This is a genomic window from Pedobacter westerhofensis (assembly GCF_900182595.1).
Classification (GTDB): Bacteria; Bacteroidota; Bacteroidia; order Sphingobacteriales; family Sphingobacteriaceae; genus Pedobacter; species Pedobacter westerhofensis.
This window is the reverse complement of sequence record NZ_FXTN01000002.1, coordinates 472,043-485,051: the sequence shown is the minus strand read 5'-3', so window position 1 is coordinate 485,051 and position 13,009 is coordinate 472,043. Positions and strand designations below refer to the sequence as shown.

Here is a 13,009-nt window from a genome sequence, read left to right as displayed (position 1 = left end):
TTATGGATCTGCCAAACACATGGCCCGTATATTTTGTTACACATGCAGTATATATCTACTAATTAATTGAAAACATGCAACTAGAAGCAGCTACACAAAACACCATTAATGAATGGCTTAACGGCAATTATGATCAGGAAACAAAAGACGAAATCCAAAAATTAGTAGACACAGAAGCTACCACAGAGCTGACGGACTCTTTTTACAGAAGTCTTGAATTCGGAACCGGTGGCTTGCGTGGAATAATGGGCCCCGGCTCAAACCGTATCAACAAATATACAATAGGTACTGCAACACAGGGACTAAGCAATTACCTGCTGAAAAAATATCCCGGTGAACAGATTAAAGTAGCGATTGCGCACGACAGCAGGAACAATTCTGATTATTTCTCAAAAATTACCGCAGATGTGTTTTCGGCCAATGGCATCCATGTGTACTTTTTCTCGGCACTGCGCCCTACTCCCGAACTTTCCTTTGCGATCAGGGAACTGGGCTGCCGCAGCGGTGTAATGTTAACTGCTTCGCATAACCCTAAAGAATACAATGGCTACAAGGCCTATGGTGCCGATGGCGGCCAGTTTACCTCTCCTGACGATGTGCTTGTTATGGAAGAAGTAGCAAATATTAAAAGCATTGATGAAGTGAAATTTGACCGTATCGACAGCAATGTTGAACTGATCGGCGAAGAAATAGATCAACTGTACCTGGATAAGATTACTGAACTTTCAGTATCCCCGGAAGCGATTGCACGTCAGAAAGACCTGAAGATCGTTTATTCTCCGATTCATGGTACAGGAATCACACTGGTACCAAAAGCACTGGAGCAGTTTGGTTTTACTAACCTTACACTGGTAGAAGAACAAAGCACACCGGACGGTAACTTCCCTACAGTGGTTTATCCTAACCCTGAAGAGAAGGAAGCACTGACACTGGCGCTGAAAAAAGCACAGGATATTGATGCAGACCTGGTACTGGCAACAGACCCGGATGCAGACAGGGTTGGTATTGCTGTAAAAAATAACGATGGTGAGTTTGTATTGCTGAACGGAAACCAGACCGGAAGTTTGCTGATTAACTACCTACTTACGGCCTGGGAAGAAAAAGGCAAGCTTGATGGCGACCAGTATATTGTAAAAACAATTGTTACCTCTAACCTGATCGAGCAGATCGCCAAGGCTAAAAATGTAACTTACTACAATACCCTTACAGGTTTCAAATTTATCGGGCAGCTGATTACCAGCCTGCAGGGCAAGAAAACATTTATCGGTGGTGGCGAGGAAAGCTACGGTTACCTGATCGGGGAACTGGTAAGGGATAAAGATGCGATCATCTCCTGCGCATTCATCGCTGAGATGACTGCTTTCTATAAAGATAAAGGCAGCAGCTTATATGATGCACTGCTGGATATGTATGTAGAATATGGCTTGTATAAAGAGGAACTGGTATCCCTGACCAAAAAAGGAAAGACCGGTGCTGAAGAGATCAAGGCCATGATGGAAAAATTCAGGAACAACCCTCCTGTTACCTTAGGCGGTTCTAAAGTAAGCTTACTGAAAGATTATGAACTGGGTGTTGAAACAGACCTGGGAACCGGCGAGAAAACCAAACTGGATTTCCCTAAATCTGATGTACTGCAGTTTATCACTGAAGATGGAAGTATCATCTCTGCACGTCCTTCAGGTACTGAACCTAAAATCAAATTCTATTGCAGTGTGAACGGCCCATTGGCCGATAAAGCACAGTTTAAAGAAGCTGATGCTGCTTTAGGCCAGAAAATCAAAACACTGATGGAGGATTTACAGGCATAGTCCTGATCCCCATAAAAATAAAAAGGCCCTTTCTGCTATAGAAAGGGCCTTTTCTTTTAATATATCTTTCTGGAACTACCTCTCAATCAAAGTTGAGGAAAGCACAATCTGTTTCAGTTCGGGTTCTTCAAAGGTGTCTACTGTAGAAAGGCCTTTAAGGATCAGCGTAATTACCTGATCGGCAATATCTTCAATAGGCTGATATACCGCACTGATTGAAGGTGAATGCAGTTTAAAGATATCATGATCGTCATATGCAATCACTTTGAAATCATCACTGATCTGTTTGTTGAGTTCTTTGAACGCGAACAGTCCACGCACTGCCAGGTAGTTGGTGGCAAAAAGGACAGCGTCTATCTCCGGGTTTTCGGTAAAGAAAGTTACCAGTTCGGCAGTGGTTTCGTCGGCACTATTGGCGAACGGTATCAGTTTGCAGATCTTATCATTGGGCTTGATCTTGTTAGCTTTCAGAGCTTTGACGTATCCTGAATAACGGTCTTTGATTTCATCGGCCTCCACATCCACAGTTACAAAAGCGATATTCTTTTTACCTTGCCTGATTAATGATTCAGTGGCCATGGTGGTGCCCTCAATGTTGTTTACCAGCACGGTGCTTACTTCCAGACCGGGCAGATGCCTGTCAAACACCACTACTGGTGTGCGGTCTTTGATCAGTCCGCGGATGTCTTCTTCCATACCCAGCATAGGTGCAATAATATACCCGTCTACCTGTCTGGCTTTGAACATCCTGATCAGGCCCTTTGCCTTATCAATATTGTTTTCAGTACTGGAGTATATGATCTTATAGCCATGTCTGTATGCTTTATCTTCGATCAGCCTTGCAATAGAGGCAAAGAAAGGATTGGAAATATCTTCAACGATTAAACCAATGGTCTTTGTATTTCCTGTACGGAGACTTCTCGCCACCTGGTTTGGCCTGAAGCCCAACTCTTTAATGATGTTTTCCACTTTTGTGATCATATCCTGGCTGATCCGCATTTTTTCTGCTTTGCCATTTAATATGAAAGAAACTGTGGTAATGGATACATTCGCCTTCTTGGCAATATCCTTTATGGAAAGGGGTTTCATTTGGTTCTTTGATTAGATCGCCAAGCTAGAAAAATAAAATTTAATTCAAAAACAGTCTCAACTGTCTCCTGCATTTTATTTTCAGCGGGGCAGTGACAGCTTTACGCTAAATGGGATAATTACAGGTGTTGCGCTGAGGGAAAATCGGGGAATGACAAAAGCTGTTTATTGGTTTAATCATAAGTAGTATTTAATTTTGGTAATAATGTCTATTAGCAATTTAATAAAAAATACGTAATAAAAACTACAAAGATATTTTTGTAACCAGAATAATACGCAAGAAATGATGCAATAGACCGGCTGCGCAGAACTGCCGCTTTCATACTTTGGCGAAAATTTCATATCATCATCATATCACAACTGATTATCGGCCATAATGTATTATTAGCGGCAGAAAGCGTAAATTTGTGGTAATATCTATTACATTATGGCATACATTGATTACTATAAGATCCTGGGCGTTGATAAAAAAGCATCTCAGGACGATATTAAGAAAGCATACAGAAAACTTGCGCGGAAATACCATCCTGATCTAAATCCCGACGATAAAGAGGCCAACAAGATGTTTCAGCAGATTAACGAAGCAAATGAAGTGCTGAACGATCCCGAAAAGCGGAAGAAATTTGATGATTACGGAGAAAACTGGAAACATGCCGACCAGTTTGACCAGTCCGGACAGGGCGGCCGGGGAGGTAATCCCTTTGGCGGCGGCAATCCTTTTGGCGGCGGCGGCGGCCGTGGCAGTTCGGGTGGTTTTGGCGGGGGCGACTTTTCCGATTTCTTTGAATCTATGTTTGGTGGCGGTGGCAGCAGGTCTGGCAGGAACAACGCCAGGTTTAAAGGCCAGGATTTGCAGGCAGAGCTGAAAATTTCATTCAGGGAGGCAGCAACTACGCATAAACCAACAATTACCGTTAACGGTAAAAACCTGAGGATCACAATTCCTGCGGGCATCGCCAACGGACAGGTGATTAAACTGGCCGGCCAGGGTGGCGCAGGCGCAAACAATGGCCCCAGCGGGGATCTGTTCCTGACCATAACCGTAGCCGATGACGCCCAGTTCAAAAGGCTGAACGACGATCTTTACCTGGATAAGGAGATAGACCTCTACACAGCAGTACTGGGCGGTGATGTCACTGTGGAAACACTGGATGGAAAGGTGAAGCTTAAAGTTGCTCCGGGCACGCAAAACGGCACTAAAATCAGATTGAAAAGCAAAGGCTTTCCGGTATATAAAAAAGAAGGACAATCCGGGAACCTTTTCGTAACTTATATTGTTAAAATACCTACAGGCTTAACAGAAAAAGAAACAGCGCTGTTCAATGAACTGCGTGAATTGTCCAAATAGAATTTTTCTTTATTCATATTGCTATGGAAACAGAATTAATCACAATAAACGATTACTGCAATAAATATGCAGTTGAACCTTCTTTTATTGTTGCTCTCGAAGATTCGGGCTTAATTGTGCTAACTGTAATTGAAGACAATAAATACATACACTATAAGCAGTTAGTGGAAATGGAACGTTTTATCCATTTCCACTATGAGCTGCAAATCAATATAGAGGGTATTGAAGCGATCATGGGCCTGCTGCAAAAGATCAAACGCTTGCAGCACGAGATTGAAACGCTGAAAAGCCAGGTCCATCTTCATGAACCCGGGCATTAACTGTATATTTCAGGATTAACGGGAAAAGGAAGCCTCTCCCCTTTGAGTCCCGCAATGATATTCTCTGCGGCCAGTTTGGACATCGCATCCCTGGTGGTTTCTGTAGCAGAGCCGATATGCGGCAGCACAGCAACATGAGGCATCGTCAGCAAGGGATTGCCGGGTTTCATGGGCTCAGGATTAGTGACATCCAGCCCTGCGCCCCAGATCAGCTTTTCGTTTAACGCACTGATCAGGTCTTCTTCATTGTGGATCTTTCCGCGGGCGGTATTGACAAAGATCGCCGAAGATTTCATCTGCCTGAAGGCCTCCGCATTGAATTTACCTTCTGTTTCAGGCGTAAGCGCAGTATGAACTGAGATGACATCGCTCTGCTTCAGCAGTTCTTCAAAAGACACATAGGTTGCGCCCAGTTCTTTTTCGGCATCCTCATTTCTGTTCCTGTTGTGGTAGATCACTTTCATTCCGAATGCACCTTTACAGCGTTTCGCCATTTCCACACCAATCTTACCCAATCCGAATATCCCAAGTGTACCGCCGGTAAGTTCCTTTCCAAGGTTGGCCGTAGGCTCAAAGAAATCCCAATCTCCGCTGATGATTGTTTTATGCATAAAAAAGGCATTCCTTGCGGCCGACATCATCAGCAAAAATGCTGTATCTGCAGTGGCTCCGCTCAGCACACCCGGTGTATTCCCAACAGGTATTTTCAAGCGTGTAGCCGTTTCTATATCAACATTATCGTAACCTACAGAATTGAGCGCGATTACTTTCAGGTGTGCGCTTGCTTCCAGGAATTCCCTGTTCAGCTGTTGTCCGGCGCTGAGCAGTGCATCAGCCCATTTGCATTCTTCGATCAGCTCTTCAGTACTTAGTTTTCTTTTTTCTGTCCATTGTTTCACAGTGAAACCGGCATCCTTCAGCAGCTTCAGCCCTGCTTCGGGAATTACCCTTGTGATAAATACATTCATACTGCTATTTACCTAAAAAATTTGAGCTTAGTGTATCCCAAACCTCTTTTCCGTCACCTAAAAGCGTTTGGCGGAGCATGTAAATCCCAAATCCTTTGGCCTGTTCAAATTCAATTTTCGGCGGCATTGACAGTTCTGCCTGATTCACAACAACATCTACCAGCACCGGGCCGGGATGTGCAAGTGCAGCAGCAATTGCAGCCTCAACATCTTCCGCCGCCTCAACCCTGATTCCTTTTATCCCTATAGCCTCTGCCATCTTTGCGAAATCAGGATTTTTAAGGTCGGTACCAAAAGGAGGCATGCCCCCTACTTTCATTTCCATGGCTACAAAGCCCAGTGAGCTGTTGTTATACACAATCAGTTTTACGGGAAGGTCATACTGGAATATCGTGAGTATATCGCCCATCAGCATGGCAAATCCGCCATCACCGCAAAGTGCGATCACCTGCTGCTCAGGATAAGCAAACTGTGCGCCTATTGCCTGCGGCATAGCGCTGGCCATAGATCCGTGATTGAATGAGCCGATCAGTCTCCTGCCGGTTTTCATATCTACATAGCGGGCCGCCCATACTGTTGGCGTACCTACATCTGTGGTAAAAATCGCATTGGCATCTGCCTTTTCACTGAGTACCCTGGTCAGGTATTCTGGATGGATGGCGTGTCCTGATACAGGTTTGGCATGCTCCAGTAAATTTTTCCGGTTATCCTGATAGCGCTCCTGACATTTTTCCAGAAAGGATTTGTCTGTCACTTCTTCCAGAAAAGGAAGCACAGCTTTGATCGTTTCCCGAACATCACCGGTAAGCCCAAGATCAAGCCTGCAACGTCTGCCCAGGCGCTCTGTGCGGATATCCAGCTGTACAATCTTAGATTTTGAGGGGAACCATTCTTTATATGGGAAGTCTGTGCCCAGCATTACCAGCAGATCACTCTCTTCCACGGCGTGATAACCTGAGGAGATTCCGATCAGTCCTGTCATGCCCACATCGTAAGGATTATCATGTTGTACATGCTCCTTACCGCGAAGGGCATGTACCATGGGAGATTTAATCTTTTCGCCCAAGGCCAGCAGCATATCATGTGCGCCGGCACATCCGGCACCACATAGCAGCGTCACTTTCTTTGCCTGGTTGATCAGCTGTGCAAGCTTTTGCAGTTCTTCGTCGGAAGGGCGCACTGCCGGCCGGTTGAGGAATATCGCGTGCTCCAGTTTCTCATCCTCCATTTTCTCCATGGCTACATCACCCGACAAACTAATCACCGCTACACCATTCTGGCCGATGGCATGCTGCATGGCGATTTGCAATACGCGGGGCATTTGTCTCGCAGAAGCGATCGTCTCGCAATAATAGCTGCATTCACGAAAAAGCGATTCTGGCCGTGTTTCCTGAAAATACGAGGTCCCGATCTGCTCACTGGGAATATGTGCTGCAATAGCCAATACAGGTGCATTACTGCGGTGCGCATCATACAATCCGTTGATGAGGTGCATGTTTCCGGGGCCACAGCTCCCTGCACATACGGCAAGGCGGCCGGTCAACTGCGCTTCTGCACCGGCTGCAAAGGCAGCGGCCTCTTCATGCCGGTAATGGATCCATTTTATAGTTTTTGAATTGCGGATTTCATCTACGATCCCGTTAAGGGAATCGCCCACAACTCCGTGCACATGCTTTACTCCGGCATGCTCAAGTATCTCCACTAAGCTTGCTGCTACTGTCTTTGCCATAATTTATGCGTATAAAAATGAAAGCTGCCTTTTTGGGGCAGCTTTCATGTATTCTTAAAGTATATTGTTTCCCTGGTTATGTCCGCGCTGTGAGCCTCGTGCTTTGAGCATCCCGAACCGGTCGGCCTCTTTTACCCTAACGGGTACCAGGGTGTAATTTGAAGTAGTCTTTGTATTAAATAATTCTGTTACTGCTACCAGCATCTGCTGAAAGGGTAAGAAGATTTTGAATATTTTCATGTTCTATCCTGTTAATTTAAATAAAGAACAGTAATTTTTGTGATTTGTTTTAGGGCATAACCTTATTTCTGCTCATTACTGATCTTTATGACGATTCCAAGACTTTACACTTTAACACATCACTAATTCGTTTTAATAAACAGGATAAGCCCCAGCACGCTTACCACCAAAACGCCCATCGCCGCAAAGGCTGTGAGGAAATCCCTGAAGTTCTTGCCCGCAAAATCAACGAGCAAAAATTTATGGAAAACGGCAAAGCTTAAACCCTCGCGTCTGTCACTGTCCTGAACTTTTGCAGCCATCCGTCCTGTAGCAGGCTCAACATAATAGGTAAGGTGAGTTGGCGTACTCAAAGCGAGTTTCACCACGGGCAGCCGTTTATTGATAAAACCATAGTCGGTATCAAACTTTGTAAGGTAGTCTGAAGATGAGATGATCAGGGGTGCCGACTGGTCTGCCGCTGCATTGGCCATCATTTCACAGCAGGCCGGTTCACCATCAGCCGCCCCCTGGGCTACAAAGTGTTTCACCAGGCTGTAGCTGTGTTCCATAATCCCGTCCGGCAACGGCTCACCGGTAACAGCGTCATAGTAATCCAGATCAGGCTTAACCTTTTTAGGCTTACTGTCAAATGTTTCGGCTTTGGCTACCTGCTGTTTTTTCCAGCTATCGTCTTCCTGCTTCAGCCGCCTCACCTGGTACCATGTTTTGTTATTAAAACGCGCAACAGATATATTGCTTACCTCGTTCCAGTTTAAGGGCAAATCGTTTGAGGAGAAGGCCAGTTCAGTGCTGCTGATCTCGGGTTCAAAAACATAATTGATCCTGTCATCTGGTGTAAACTTATGCGTAGCATGATAAGCACCAGAGCCGATGAAGCTCAGCGTAACCAACGAAACAGCGATCCCGATGCCGCGGTGGTTCCTGCGGAGGAACCCAATCTTCTGGCCAGCGGCGGGTTTTTTAAATTTATTCCACAGAAAGCCATAAACCAGCAGGCCGCTTAGCGTCGAAAATATGACGATACCGGCAAAAACAAGGATCAGGGTATACCTGATTGTATTGCTGGTAATCTTTGCGATAAAAGCATAACTGTGAAAATTACTGAATAACCAGAGAAATATTTTACGGTTGCTGTCATTGTAATTGGCCAGCCTGCTTTGGGCAGTTTCTACATAAACATCCATTTTATCTTTTCTGTCGAAACTCAGTTTCCATACAGGGAGCAAACGGTTCACATACTGGTATTCGCCGTCAAAAGTTTTAAGCAGCTCAATGCTTTTGATTTTTGAGGTATGGTCTCCCAGGAAATAACGGCCAAGGTATGCTGCATAAAGCTGTTCTCCATTAGGCAGTCGCTTGCCATCTGCAGCAGAAAAATAACTGAGCTCGTTTTTTCTGTTCTTCACCTGGTAGAAGGTCTGTCCCTCAAAATGTACCATCCTGAATCCGGTAAGGCGATTGATCCCGTTGTTGCTCAGCACCTGCCGGATGGAAAGCTTTACCTGCTGGCGGTCTGCCGCTTCGGGTTTCATATACTCATGTGCCAGCGGCACTTTAAACCAGTGTGCAATGATTGGGTGGCTTAATCCTGAACAAGTCCAGAAGATCACAGGAATTACTGTCATGATCCCCAAGACCCGGTGCCATTTGTACATGTTGCGTTTAACCTGTCGCTTGATTGCTGACGTTGTTTCTCCCATGGCTATTTCTCCTCAAGTAAAACGTCCATATCATCCAGCAGCTGCTTCACCTGTTCATCAACTGTCCCGTCATAATACCCGCGTACGCGCTTATGTTTGTCTACCAGTACCAGATATCCCTGATGGATAAACCCTCCCGGGGCTTTCTGGTCCTGCCCTACGGTTACCAGGTAATTGCGTTCTGCGATTGCATAGATGCTGTCTCTGGTTCCCCAGAGAAACTCCCACTGATCTCCCTTTACGCCTAGTTTAGTAGCATAATCCTTCATTCTGGATGGGGTATCATATTTGGCATCTATGGTATGTGAGGCCAGCTTTACGTCCGGGTTATCCCTGTATTTTTCGTATACCTTTAACAGGTTACGGTGCATTACAGGGCAAATTGTTGGGCAGGAGGTGAAGAAAAAGTCTGCTACATAAATCTTTCCGTCAAAATCCTTATTGCTGACCACTGTACTGTCCTGATTGAGGAATGTAAAAGCAGGAATGGTTTTGTAGAGGGTGTCTTTTCCATTAACTTCCTGCTGCAGGAAAGGAAGATGTCTCTCCTTGTGCTTGCAACCTGAGCAAACGTTCAGGAGGCTCAGTAGCAGCAGGAATGCGAGGTATATAATTCTGTTCGCCATTACTTCCTGAATTTAGAGAGGTAATCACCTGACAGGCGGATCTCTGCCTTATAAATACTATCTATCCTGCCTATCTTAATACGTTCTGCTTTGAAATAGGCCACAGCATCGGCATCAGATTTACCTGTTACGTCTGGTTCAAATTTATGCATCCAGTCGTTCATCAGTTCTTCTGCCGTATTGAGCCGCTGTAAGACATCTTTCATTGCCTTTTTTTCTTTCAGGGTATCAATTGCCGGGTATTTAGTTTTGACCGAAGACAGGGATTTAATTAAAGTATCCAGTTTCATCTGGTTATCTACGAGTTTGCCGTGATCTTCCATCACTACATCATGAAACTTCATGACTTCATCTCTTTCGCTTTTATAATCAGCAGCGGGCGTGCATGAACCTGCTATTACAGCAAGTGCAAAAAGGGCTAAAATTGCTTTCATCAGTATTTTAATTACATGTATCATCACGCAGCATCATTATCAGATGCTCAGTTTTAGCGGATGAGATTTAGAAATAAGAATTGAATCAGCCGGATTGTATAAAAATGGCTGAATAACAGATGATCAGCTGAGCTGTGGGGGATGAAATACAGCATTTACCCTGGCAACCGGCATCCCTGTGTTTAGAGGAATGCAGAAATGAATGGCTGCGATGGAATATTGTTTGAATACGAAAGGCTGGGCAACCAGGGCTTCCTGCAGCTGCAATTGTATTTTCTGGAACTGGTGTTCCTGTTTCTGCTCTTTGTCCTGTGCCTGTTTGAGTTTATTCATCAGGTAACACTTACCATTACAATGCAGCTCTGGTCTGTTTTTATTGATACACAGCTCCTTTGCAATATAACTTTCATTCATTTCGAAACCTGCGAAGACGAAGAGCCCCGACAGGTTTACTGAAAGTGAACTAAATAAAAGTATGATGGCAATGGTACGTGTCAGCATCGATTTTTATCCTCTTAATTTTCCCCATTTTAAATAGGTGGCGCCCCATGAGAACCCGGCACCAAATGCTGTCAGCAGCATATTATCATTTTCTTTGAAATCGTTTTTAAATTCCCACATACATAACGGGATGGTTGCGGCAGTGGTATTTCCGTAACGCTGTATATTCACTTTCACCTGGCTTTCCTTAAGCCCAAGCTTCTCGCCTACCGCTTTGATGATCCTCAGATTGGCCTGGTGAGGAATCAGCCAGTCGACATCCTGTGCAACCATATCATTACGCTCCATGATCTCGTTACAGCTCTGGGTCATGCCCTCAATGGCTGCTTTAAAAACTACCCTTCCGTTTTGAGAGATATAATTTAATTTTTGACTGAGTGTTTCAGCTGACGAAGGATGCAATGACCCGCCTGCAGTTACAATCAGGTGTTCTTTACCTACGCCATCCGTCCTGAAGACATTGTCTATCAGTCCAACTTCTTCTTCAGTCTGTTCCAGCAATACTGCACCGGCACCATCCCCAAAAAGGATACAGGTATTTCTGTCTTCGTAGTTTACTATAGAACTGTTTGCATCAGCACCAACTACAATTACATTTTTGTAGCGGTTGCTTTCAACCAGGCTGGCCCCGAGCGTGAGGGCATATAAAAATCCGCTGCAGGCCGCATTGGAATCCACGCCCCAGGCATTTTTCAATCCTGCTTTCTCACAGACAATGCTTGCTGTAGATACCATAATATAATCAGGCGTGGCCGTAGCTACGATTACGCATTCGATTTCATCAGGGTTTATATTACTGTCTTCCAACAGTCTTTTCACCGCCATAGTAGCTAAATCGGAAGTTGCCAGCGAATCGTCGTTCAAGATCCGTCTTTCTTCTATCCCAGTTCTTGAAATAATCCAGTCATTATTCGTATCCACCATCTTTTCGAGGTCGTGGTTAGTTAAAATCGTGTCCGGTACATATCCCCCTAAAGCTGTTATGGCAGCGTTATATCTCTTTCTCATTAAGTGCTAAAAATTCTTTGGGCAAAACTAATAAATATTTACAGCTACCTTACACTTTATTTTCATAGTAATGTACCTTTGCCTTAACAATCTATTTATATGAAATACTATTTTCCGGTTCCCACAACATTTATCCTGGCGGCAATCCTGTTTTTATGTTCATGCAAAGGCGAAAGAAAGCTGCCGATATATGGCTTAAGAGATACAAAAACCGTGAAGAACAGTGACGGAACCACATCAGTAGATACAGTTTATCAAACCATACCTGCCTTTAAGCTGCTCAACCAGGACAGCACTTATATTACCAATGATAATTTTAAAGGCAAAGTATATATCGCAGATTTCTTTTTTACTTCCTGCACCAGCATCTGCCCGATCATGCACAGGAACATGAAAAAAATATTCGAAGATTTTAAAGATAATCCTGATCTGATGTTCCTGTCCCATACGATAGATTTTAAATACGACACCCCTGCTGTACTTAAGAAGTATGCTCAGAAACTGGGTGTCGACGGGCCTAAATGGCAGTTTGCGTATGGTGCAAAAGATACCGTATACACACTGGCCACCAAAAGCTATCTGGTTTCTGTGGAACAGGATAATAATGATAAGCAGGGTTATGTGCACCAGGGCTATCTGGTATTGATTGATAAGCACAAAAGGATCCGCGGGGCTTACGACGGTACCAATCCTGAACAGGTGGCACAGCTGGAGAAGGACATTCCCGTTTTACTTGCTGAAGAAAAGAATTAGGTGAGAAAACTGATCATATTATCTGTTTTTTCGCTTGCGCTTGTCAGCATGTTTTATTCCTGCCAGACTGCAGAATCTGTACAGCGTGATGCTTACTATGTAAATGGCAGAGACCTTTATATCAAACATTGCCAGAATTGCCACGGCGAAAAGGGCGAAGGACTGGGCGAACTTACCCCGCCCCTTACCGACAGCGTTTTCATGAAGAACAATAAAACCCGGCTGGCCTGTATCATCAAAAATGGTTTGTCTGGCCCGGTAACTATTCATGGAAAGGTGTATGAAGGCAAAATGCCTGATTTTAATATGGCCAGTATTGATATCGCACAGCTGACTGTATATATCACCAATGGATTTGGGCACAAACAGGGCATGTACAGCAGCGAGCAGGTTGCGAAAGACCTGAAGCAATGTAGATAACAAAAGCTGCCGCAAAAACAGCCTTTCATTCATTTTGAAATGTTAGCGTATTCTTAGTCAGG

General features: G+C 44.5%; 14 protein-coding genes. 5 read left to right on the top strand and 9 right to left on the bottom strand.

The features are described from left to right. Nucleotides 1-74: 74 nt before the first annotated feature. Nucleotides 75-1,808 carry a phospho-sugar mutase gene (locus tag FN831_RS04855; RefSeq protein WP_142527078.1) on the top strand — a complete coding sequence of 578 codons (1,734 nt, stop codon included), beginning with the start codon at nucleotides 75-77 and terminating at the stop codon, nucleotides 1,806-1,808. A 75-nt stretch (nucleotides 1,809-1,883) separates the two neighbouring features. On the opposite strand, the gene FN831_RS04850 is transcribed toward FN831_RS04855, so the two are convergent. Next, a complete protein-coding gene (locus tag FN831_RS04850; RefSeq protein WP_142527077.1) occupies nucleotides 1,884-2,897 on the bottom strand; it encodes a LacI family DNA-binding transcriptional regulator in 1,014 nt (337 codons plus the stop codon). Between the two features lie 427 nt (nucleotides 2,898-3,324). On the opposite strand from FN831_RS04850, the gene FN831_RS04845 reads away from it, so the two are divergent. Together FN831_RS04845 and FN831_RS04840 are read left to right on the top strand one after the other, a co-directional pair. Next, nucleotides 3,325-4,245, top strand: a complete 921-nt coding sequence (locus FN831_RS04845) for a DnaJ C-terminal domain-containing protein (RefSeq protein WP_142527076.1) — start codon at nucleotides 3,325-3,327, stop codon at nucleotides 4,243-4,245. Between the two features lie 23 nt (nucleotides 4,246-4,268). Next, nucleotides 4,269-4,565 (top strand): chaperone modulator CbpM, encoded by a 297-nt coding sequence (locus FN831_RS04840; protein ID WP_142527075.1) that lies wholly within the window; start codon nucleotides 4,269-4,271, stop codon nucleotides 4,563-4,565. Here FN831_RS04840 and FN831_RS04835 read toward each other — a convergent pair. The 8 genes from FN831_RS04835 to FN831_RS04800 form a co-directional block, all read right to left on the bottom strand. After that, the gene (locus tag FN831_RS04835; protein WP_142527074.1) at nucleotides 4,562-5,533 is read right to left on the bottom strand and encodes a 2-hydroxyacid dehydrogenase; all 972 of its coding nucleotides are present in this window, start codon (nucleotides 5,531-5,533) and stop codon (nucleotides 4,562-4,564) included. The two genes, FN831_RS04840 and FN831_RS04835, sit on opposite strands and share 4 nt — an antisense overlap. A gap of 4 nt (nucleotides 5,534-5,537) precedes the next feature. Continuing rightward, complete coding sequence (gene poxB, locus FN831_RS04830; protein ID WP_142527073.1) at nucleotides 5,538-7,262, bottom strand: ubiquinone-dependent pyruvate dehydrogenase; 1,725 nt, start codon at nucleotides 7,260-7,262, stop codon at nucleotides 5,538-5,540. Between the two features lie 54 nt (nucleotides 7,263-7,316). Next, the gene (locus tag FN831_RS04825; RefSeq protein ID WP_142527072.1) at nucleotides 7,317-7,502 is read right to left on the bottom strand and encodes a hypothetical protein; all 186 of its coding nucleotides are present in this window, start codon (nucleotides 7,500-7,502) and stop codon (nucleotides 7,317-7,319) included. A 122-nt stretch (nucleotides 7,503-7,624) separates the two neighbouring features. Then, nucleotides 7,625-9,205: a PepSY domain-containing protein gene (locus FN831_RS04820; RefSeq protein ID WP_142527071.1), complete on the bottom strand. Its 1,581-nt coding sequence runs from the start codon at nucleotides 9,203-9,205 to the stop codon at nucleotides 7,625-7,627. A 2-nt stretch (nucleotides 9,206-9,207) separates the two neighbouring features. Beyond that, the gene (locus tag FN831_RS04815; protein WP_142527070.1) at nucleotides 9,208-9,831 is read right to left on the bottom strand and encodes an SCO family protein; all 624 of its coding nucleotides are present in this window, start codon (nucleotides 9,829-9,831) and stop codon (nucleotides 9,208-9,210) included. Next, nucleotides 9,831-10,265 (bottom strand): hypothetical protein, encoded by a 435-nt coding sequence (locus FN831_RS04810; protein WP_142527069.1) that lies wholly within the window; start codon nucleotides 10,263-10,265, stop codon nucleotides 9,831-9,833. The genes FN831_RS04815 and FN831_RS04810 overlap by 1 nt, the downstream gene beginning before the upstream one ends. Before the next feature lie 123 nt (nucleotides 10,266-10,388). Further along, nucleotides 10,389-10,766, bottom strand: coding sequence for a hypothetical protein (locus tag FN831_RS04805; RefSeq protein WP_142527068.1), 378 nt, complete (start codon nucleotides 10,764-10,766; stop codon nucleotides 10,389-10,391). Nucleotides 10,767-10,772: 6 nt separating this feature from the next. After that, nucleotides 10,773-11,774, bottom strand: coding sequence for a beta-ketoacyl-ACP synthase III (locus FN831_RS04800; protein WP_142527067.1), 1,002 nt, complete (start codon nucleotides 11,772-11,774; stop codon nucleotides 10,773-10,775). Between the two features lie 99 nt (nucleotides 11,775-11,873). On the opposite strand from FN831_RS04800, the gene FN831_RS04795 reads away from it, so the two are divergent. Beyond that, on the top strand, nucleotides 11,874-12,527 hold the full coding sequence (locus FN831_RS04795) for an SCO family protein (RefSeq protein ID WP_142527066.1): 654 nt from the start codon (nucleotides 11,874-11,876) through the stop codon (nucleotides 12,525-12,527). Beyond that, on the top strand, nucleotides 12,528-12,947 hold the full coding sequence (locus FN831_RS04790) for a c-type cytochrome (protein ID WP_142527065.1): 420 nt from the start codon (nucleotides 12,528-12,530) through the stop codon (nucleotides 12,945-12,947). The last annotated feature ends 62 nt before the right edge of the window (nucleotides 12,948-13,009 follow it).

Coding starts and splice junctions, on each gene's coding strand:
- FN831_RS04855 (WP_142527078.1), top strand. CDS start 75: ATGCAACTAGAAGCAGCTACACAAAACACCATTAATGAATGGCTTAAC.
- FN831_RS04850 (WP_142527077.1), bottom strand. CDS start 2,897: ATGAAACCCCTTTCCATAAAGGATATTGCCAAGAAGGCGAATGTATCC.
- FN831_RS04845 (WP_142527076.1), top strand. CDS start 3,325: ATGGCATACATTGATTACTATAAGATCCTGGGCGTTGATAAAAAAGCA.
- FN831_RS04840 (WP_142527075.1), top strand. CDS start 4,269: ATGGAAACAGAATTAATCACAATAAACGATTACTGCAATAAATATGCA.
- FN831_RS04835 (WP_142527074.1), bottom strand. CDS start 5,533: ATGAATGTATTTATCACAAGGGTAATTCCCGAAGCAGGGCTGAAGCTG.
- poxB (WP_142527073.1), bottom strand. CDS start 7,262: ATGGCAAAGACAGTAGCAGCAAGCTTAGTGGAGATACTTGAGCATGCC.
- FN831_RS04825 (WP_142527072.1), bottom strand. CDS start 7,502: ATGAAAATATTCAAAATCTTCTTACCCTTTCAGCAGATGCTGGTAGCA.
- FN831_RS04820 (WP_142527071.1), bottom strand. CDS start 9,205: ATGGGAGAAACAACGTCAGCAATCAAGCGACAGGTTAAACGCAACATG.
- FN831_RS04815 (WP_142527070.1), bottom strand. CDS start 9,831: ATGGCGAACAGAATTATATACCTCGCATTCCTGCTGCTACTGAGCCTC.
- FN831_RS04810 (WP_142527069.1), bottom strand. CDS start 10,265: ATGAAAGCAATTTTAGCCCTTTTTGCACTTGCTGTAATAGCAGGTTCA.
- FN831_RS04805 (WP_142527068.1), bottom strand. CDS start 10,766: ATGCTGACACGTACCATTGCCATCATACTTTTATTTAGTTCACTTTCA.
- FN831_RS04800 (WP_142527067.1), bottom strand. CDS start 11,774: ATGAGAAAGAGATATAACGCTGCCATAACAGCTTTAGGGGGATATGTA.
- FN831_RS04795 (WP_142527066.1), top strand. CDS start 11,874: ATGAAATACTATTTTCCGGTTCCCACAACATTTATCCTGGCGGCAATC.